The 2,107-nt window shown below is 69.2% G+C and carries 2 protein-coding genes; both read right to left on the bottom strand.

Annotated features, from left to right (window positions below):
• Positions 1-63: 63 nt before the first annotated feature.
• The gene (locus JHN63_RS50365) at positions 64-723 is read right to left on the bottom strand and encodes an HAD-IA family hydrolase (RefSeq protein WP_200691834.1); all 660 of its coding nucleotides are present in this window, start codon (positions 721-723) and stop codon (positions 64-66) included.
• Positions 724-980: 257 nt separating this feature from the next.
• The gene (locus JHN63_RS50360) at positions 981-1,562 is read right to left on the bottom strand and encodes a TMEM165/GDT1 family protein (protein ID WP_200691833.1); all 582 of its coding nucleotides are present in this window, start codon (positions 1,560-1,562) and stop codon (positions 981-983) included.
• Positions 1,563-2,107: the final 545 nt, after the last annotated feature.

Genomic DNA, 2,107 nt, shown 5'->3' with positions numbered 1-2,107 from the left:
GGCCGCATCCATCGGCCACCAACCGCAGGTCAACAGCCATAGGCCACCGCATGCGGGTCGGTGCTACCCCACCCGCAGCCGAATCCCCCCGGCCCCCAGGTCCTCCACCCGCACCTCGCGCAAGTCCCGTACCACCACGTCCGCCCGGTGGTACCCGGCATGCGGGCCGACCCCCACGACCCGCATGCCCGCCGCGCGCCCCGCCGCGATGCCCGCGCCGGAGTCCTCGAAGACGATGCAGTCGGCCGGGGCGATGCCCAGTTCGGCGGCGCCCTTCAGGAAGCCCTCGGGGTCGGGCTTGCTGGCGCCCACGGACTCGGCGGTGATGCGGATCTCGGGCAACTCCAGCCCGGCCGCCCCCATCCGCGCGGTGGACAGGGGCACGTCCGCCGAGGTGACCAGCGCATGCGGCAGGCCCCGCAGGGACGCGAGGAACTCCGGTGCGCCGGGGATCGGGACGACGCCCTCGACGTCGGCGGTCTCCTCGGCGAGCATGCGGGCGTTCTCGGCGTGGTTCTGCTCCATGGGGCGGTTGGGCAGGAGGAGCGCCATCGACGCGTATCCCTGCCGGCCGTGCACGACCTTCATGACCTCGTCCGCGTCCAGCCCGTGCCGGTCGGACCAGCGCCGCCAGATCCGCTCGACGACCGCGTGCGAGTCGACGAGCGTGCCGTCCATGTCCAGCAGCAGGGCACGAGCGGTGAGCACGGTGGTGGCCGTCATCGGCAGGCTCCAAGGGACGGGAGAGACGTACAAGCGGGAGAGACGCACGAACGGGAGAGAAGAGACCTACGAACGGGTGAGACATACGCGGGACGGCCCGGTCTGCCCAGTCGACCCCCGGAGGGACAAGGTGGCCCCGTCCGCCGGTCAGGGAAAACGGACGGGAACCACTTTGTTTCCCTACGGTACAAAATCGGACCCGCATCGCGCCACTGCCCCCGGAAACAGTTCACCAAGCGTTCAGCTCACGCGCCCGCTCAGCCCGCCACCGCCTCCCACAGGCTCCACGCCCCCAGCCCCAGCATCAGCACCGCCGCGATCCGGGTGATCAACTTCAGCGGCACCCGCTTCATCAGCGCCTTTCCGCCCACGATGCCGAGCCCGGCGACCGCCCACAGCGCCAGCACCGCACCAAGACCGACCGAGAACGGGTCGTCGTAGCGCGCCGCGAGGTTCGCCGTCATGATCTGGGTCAGGTCACCGAACTCCGCGACCAGGATGAGCATGAAACCGGCGCCGGAGACCTTCCAGAAGGACTGGTCCTTCGGCTTGCGGACCTCCTCGTCGTCGTCGCCCTTCTTGAAGAGCAGCACCGCGGCCCCGCCCAGGAAGAGCACCCCGGTCACCGCCGCCACGAGCTGCTGCGGGAGCAGGGTCAGGACACTGCCGGCCGCCACCGCCAGCACGACATGGAGAAGGAACGCGGCGGCGACGCCCGCGAAGACGTACGAGGCGCGATAACGGGTGCCGAGGACGAGTCCGGCGAGCGCGGTCTTGTCGGGGAGTTCGGCGAGAAAGACGACGCCGAAGACGAGCGCCGTCACGCTGATGCTGATCAAGATTCCTCAATCGGTCGGGGCTGCCCCACCGAGAGGGTGATTGCTGTCCGCGGACACCTCGGCACGGCAGCACACACGTGTCCCCGTGCCGTACGGCACGAGTGGTGCACTGCTTTACCGAAGGTCTCGCTGGCCGACCCCGCCGCGTGAACGCGTCGGGCCTGCCTCCGGGCGCCGGCTCAGAACGAGCTGAGCAGTATGTCGACGGTCCGGCGAAGAGCTACTCCCCTTCTGCGCCGTCCACTGTACGCGAGGACCGACCCTGCCCAGCCGTGAGGAAAGTCTCGCCGCACCCCTTGTTGTGTCATGAACGCGTCACTAACTTCTTACCGGACGCACACCTTCCCGCAACACGGCACCGCAAGCATTCCTTCGCTCGCACTCCAACGTCCCCCCACCACAAGGGAGTTCGTATGCCGAAGTTCTACGCGCGTCGACGACTGAGCATACTCGCGGCGTTCACCGGCCTCATAGCCTCCATCGCACTTTTCAACGGCCCGAACGCCTCCGCCGCCCTCCCCACCCCCGTCAGCGCCGCCACCGCC

Source organism: Streptomyces sp. MBT65, from assembly GCF_016612545.1.
Taxonomy (GTDB): Bacteria; Actinomycetota; Actinomycetes; order Streptomycetales; family Streptomycetaceae; genus Streptomyces.
The sequence above is the reverse complement of the archived record's forward strand: the minus strand, read 5'-3'. Positions and strand labels throughout refer to the sequence as shown.

Excerpts from the sequence above, each read along its gene's own strand:
- JHN63_RS50365 (WP_200691834.1), bottom strand. The coding sequence starts at position 723 with ATGACGGCCACCACCGTGCTCACCGCTCGTGCCCTGCTGCTGGACATG.